The 5018-nt window shown below is 48.5% G+C and carries 2 tRNA genes and 3 rRNA genes; all 5 read right to left on the bottom strand.

Annotation, left to right across the window (positions count from 1 at the left end):
• Positions 1 to 59: 59 nt before the first annotated feature.
• Positions 60 to 171, bottom strand: a 5S ribosomal RNA gene (rrf, locus tag ABD846_RS04695).
• Between the two features lie 63 nt (positions 172 to 234).
• Positions 235 to 3107: ribosomal RNA gene (locus ABD846_RS04690) — 23S ribosomal RNA — on the bottom strand.
• Between the two features lie 209 nt (positions 3108 to 3316).
• Positions 3317 to 3390 (bottom strand) — tRNA-Ala (locus tag ABD846_RS04685).
• 41 nt (positions 3391 to 3431) lie between these two features.
• A tRNA-Ile gene (locus ABD846_RS04680) sits at positions 3432 to 3505 on the bottom strand.
• Between the two features lie 175 nt (positions 3506 to 3680).
• Positions 3681 to 5018, bottom strand: a 16S ribosomal RNA gene (locus ABD846_RS04675); the annotation flags it as partial.

The following is a 5018-nucleotide window of genomic DNA, read 5'->3' as shown; positions in this document are numbered from 1 at the left end:
TTACAGTAGGGTAAGCGCAAAAAAAAGCGTCTCAGATTGCTCTGAGACGCTTGTAATAAATATGGCAGCTACCTACTCTCCCGCATTGTTGTGCAGTACCATCGGCCATGAGGGGCTTAACTTCTCTGTTCGGAATGGGAAGAGGTGAACACCCTCGGCAATACCACCATAAGATCTTTGCCGTGACGACTAATAATATCGACATATTGGGTCAGCATAAACACCGTAATAATAAAGTTAAAGCTTACGTGCAATTAGTACTACTCGGCTTTGATGTTACCACCTTTACACCTGTAGCCTATCAACGTCATCGTCTTTGACGGCACTTAAAAGTAAACTCATCTTGAGGAAGGTTTCGCGCTTAGATGCTTTCAGCGCTTATCCTGGCTGTACATAGCTACTCTGCACTGCGCCTGGCGGCACAACAGATACACCAGCGGTACATACGTTCCGGTCCTCTCGTACTAAGAACATGTCCTCGCAATTTACTAACGCCCACCACAGATAGAGACCGAACTGTCTTGCGACGTTCTGAACCCAGTTCACGTGCCACTTTAATGGGCGAACAGCCCAACCCTTGGGACCTTCTCCAGCCCCAGGATGTGACGAACCGACATCGAGGTGCCAAACCTCCCCGTCGATATGAGCTCTTGGGGGAGATCAGCCTGTTATCCCCGGAGTACCTTTTATCCTTTGAGCGATGGCCCTTCCATACAGAACCACCGGATCACTTTAGCCTGCTTTCGCACCTGCTCGGCTGGTCAGCCTCACAGTCAAGCACCCTTATACTAATACGCTCTACGTACGATTACCAACCGTACTGAGGGCACCTTTGCGAGCCTCCGTTACTTTTTAGGAGGCGACCACCCCAGTCAAACTACCCACCATACAATGTCTCCTCTTCAGGATTAGACTCTAAGCAACAGAAGGTTGGTATTTCAACGGTGACTCCACAAACACTGGCGTGCCTGCTTCACAGTCTCCCAACTATGCTACACATCTGTTACTCAAAATCAATGTAAAGTTGTAGTGAAGGTTCACGGGGTCTTTTCGTCCCGTGGCGGGTAACCGGCATCTTCACCGATACTACAATTTCACCGGGCTCGCGGAGGAGACAGTGTTCAACTCATTAGACCATTCGTGCAGGTCGGAACTTACCCGACAAGGAATTTCGCTACCTTAGGACCGTTATAGTTACGGCCGCCGTTTACTGGGGCTTCGGTCACAAGCTTTGGATTGCTCCGAACAAGCTTCCTTAACCTTCCAGCACCGGGCAGGTATCAGGCTCTATACGTCTTCTTTCGAATTTGCAGGGCCCTGTGTTTTTGCTAAACAGTTGGTTGAACCATTTTACTGTGACCGCATTACTGCGGTACGCTTTATCCCGAAGTTACAGCGTTAATTTGCCTAGTTCCTTCTCCGCGGCTCACCCGAGCGCCTTAGAATACTCATCTCGACTACCTGTGTCGGTTTACGGTACGGGTTGTAATAGCCTAACCTTAGAAGTTTTTCTCGTGGGCTGGATTAGGGTCACTATCACTCCGGCCGAAGCCTTTGCGTACTATCAGGTTCATCAAAAACGGCGGATTTGCCTACCGTCTCTATAACTACACCCTTTAACGATCTATTCCGTAAGATCGCGGACCTTTCACTTCCCCGTTACTCCATCGAAACTATTACAAGTGTTGGAATATTAACCAACTTGACATCAGCTACGCCTTTCGGCTTTGCCTAAGTACCCGACTAACCCTGATCCGATTAGCGTTGATCAGGAACCCTTAGTCTTTCGGCGAACAGGTTTTTCACCTGTTTTATCGTTACTTATACCTACATTTTCTTTTCCAAACGCTCCAGCATGCTTTACAACACACCTTCAACGCAGATTGGAATGCTCCCCTACCATGACTATTGCTAGTCATCTACAATTTCGGCGCCATGTTTGATGCCCGATCATTTTCCGTGCCCGGACCCTCGACCAGTGAGCTGTTACGCACTCTTTAAATGAATGGCTGCTTCCAAGCCAACATCCTGGCTGTCTTAGGATCCGAACTTCGTTTGTTCAACTTAACATGGACTTAGGGGCCTTAATTGATAGTCTGGGTTATTTCCCTCTCGGCCATGGACCTTAGCGCCCACAGCCTCACTGCCGCAGATATTTATTAGCATTCGGAGTTTGTCAGGGTTTGGTAGGCGGTGAAGCCCCCTAGCCCAATCAGTAGCTCTACCTCTAATAAACTTCTTATATGCGACGCTGTTCCTAAAAACATTTCGGGGAGAACGAGCTATCTCTCAGTTTGATTGGCCTTTCACCCCTATCCACAGGTCATCCCATAGCTTTTCAACGCTAATGGGTTCGGTCCTCCAGTGTGTGTTACCACACCTTCAACCTGCCCATGGATAGATCACAAAGTTTCGCGTCTGCACCCACTGACTAAACGCCCTATTCGGACTCGCTTTCGCTCCGGCTCCGTTACTGAAGAACTTAACCTCGCCAGTGAGTAGCAACTCGTAGGTTCATTATGCAAAAGGCACGCCGTCACCATTGCTGGCTCCGACCGCTTGTAGGCGTACGGTTTCAGGTACTATTTCACTCTCCTATTCGGAGTACTTTTCACCTTTCCCTTACGGTACTGGTCCACTATCGGTCAATAGGTAGTATTTAGCCTTACCGGATGGTACCGGCAGATTCATACAGGATTTCTCTGGTCCCGCACTACTCAGGATACTGCTCGTCCTCATTAATTTTTACCTACAGGGCTTTCACCTCGTTTCGCTCCCCTTTCCAGAAGATTCGGCTTCATAATGATTTCTAAATGCAGTCCTACAACCCCAAATCCGCACGCGGATCTGGTTTGGGCTCTTCCCTGTTCGCTCGCCACTACTTAGGGAATCATTTGTTATTTTCTTTTCCTCCGGTTACTTAGATGTTTCAGTTCTCCGGGTTGGCTCTCTTTCGAGTGATACTTCTTCAAAGTATCAGGTTGTCCCATTCGGAAATCTTCGGATTAATGCTTGTATGCAGCTTCCCGAAGCTTATCGCAGCTTACCACGTCCTTCATCGCCTCCTATTGCCTAGGCATCCGCCATACGCCCTTATTCGCTTTAAATATTGTTTGAATTGCGTTCTCACGCAATGTTTTTACTACGTTATGCTCTTACCCGGGGGGTAAGATACATTGTTTTGCTTTCCCAATATGTCAAAGAACTTAAATACTATACTAACTACAGTATTAACTGTGATGGTAAAGGAGTTGAACCCTTAGCGCCGCCTGTCGGCTCATCTGTTTTTAATCTCTAAAGAACTATTCTAAAAATGTGGAGGATATCGGAGTCGAACCGATGACCCCCTGCGTGCAAGGCAGGTGCTCTAGCCAGCTGAGCTAACCCCCCATTCTTAACCGCTAAGCTTCAAACTTAACCGCTAATATGAGTAGTCCCGTCCAGATTTGAACTGGAGACCTCTACATTATCAGTGTAGCGCTCTAACCAACTGAGCTACGAGACTATTTCTACTCCTAGCTGCCAATTCCTTGATCAGCCTTCTGACAATCTCACGATCGCCCTCTTTCTCGTGTCACTTGGCGCTTTAGAGCTTCTTAACTTAAGAACTTAAATATCTTGAAATAGAATGGAAGCAAATAAAACAGCGCTGATTTCTCAATTCAGGTCGTATACTCTAAAAAGGAGGTATTCCAGCCGCACCTTCCGGTACGGCTACCTTGTTACGACTTAGCCCCAGTTACTAGTTTTACCCTAGGCGGCTCCTTGCGGTTACCGACTTTAGGTACACCCAGCTTCCATGGCTTGACGGGCGGTGTGTACAAGGTCCGGGAACGTATTCACCGCAGCATTGCTGATCTGCGATTACTAGCGATTCCAGCTTCATGGGGTCGAGTTGCAGACCCCAATCCGAACTGAGAGAAGGTTTTTGAGATTAGCTCCCTGTTGCCAGGTGGCGACCCTTTGTCCTCCCCATTGTAGTACGTGTGTAGCCCTGGGCATAAAGGCCATGATGACTTGACATCATCCCCTCCTTCCTCACGCCTTACGGCGGCAGTTTCTTCAGAGTTCCCGGCATTACCCGTTGGCAACTGAAAATAGGGGTTGCGCTCGTTGCGGGACTTAACCCAACACCTCACGGCACGAGCTGACGACAGCCATGCAGCACCTTGCTTTGTGTCTATTGCTAGAAAATCTCCTTTCAGAGACGGTCACTCGCATTCTAGCCCAGGTAAGGTTCCTCGCGTATCATCGAATTAAACCACATACTCCACCGCTTGTGCGGACCCCCGTCAATTCCTTTGAGTTTCATCCTTGCGGACGTACTTCCCAGGTGGATTACTTAATGCTTTCGCTCAGACACTCACTGTATATCGCAAATGTCCAGTAATCATCGTTTAGGGCGTGGACTACCAGGGTATCTAATCCTGTTTGATCCCCACGCTTTCGTGCCTCAGCGTCAATCGTTGTTTAGCAAGCTGCCTTCGCAATCGGTGTTCTATGTCATATCTAAGCATTTCACCGCTACATGACATATTCCGCCCACCTCAACAACATTCAAGACTAATAGTATCAATGGCAGTTTCCGAGTTGAGCTCGGAGATTTCACCACTGACTTAAAAGCCCGCCTACACACCCTTTAAACCCAGTGAATCCGGATAACGCTTGCACCCTCCGTATTACCGCGGCTGCTGGCACGGAGTTAGCCGGTGCTTATTCATCAGGTACCGTCGGCTCAAATAGAAATCTGAGGTTTCTTCCCTGATAAAAGAAGTTTACAACGCAGAACGCCTTCATCCTTCACGCGGCATGGCTGGTTCAGACTTGCGTCCATTGACCAATATTCCTCACTGCTGCCTCCCGTAGGAGTCGGGCCCGTGTCTCAGTGCCCGTGTGACTGGTCGTGCTCTCACACCAGTTACCCATCGTCGCCTTGGTAAGCCATTACCCTACCAACTAGCTAATGGGACGCACGCCCATCCTAAACCGCCTCAGCTATTCTATACAATTGATGCCAA

Source organism: Rurimicrobium arvi (genome assembly GCF_039540495.1).
Classification (GTDB): Bacteria; Bacteroidota; Bacteroidia; order Chitinophagales; family Chitinophagaceae; genus Rurimicrobium; species Rurimicrobium arvi.
Note: the sequence above shows the minus strand (reverse complement) of the source record. Positions and strands in the feature narration are given on the sequence as shown.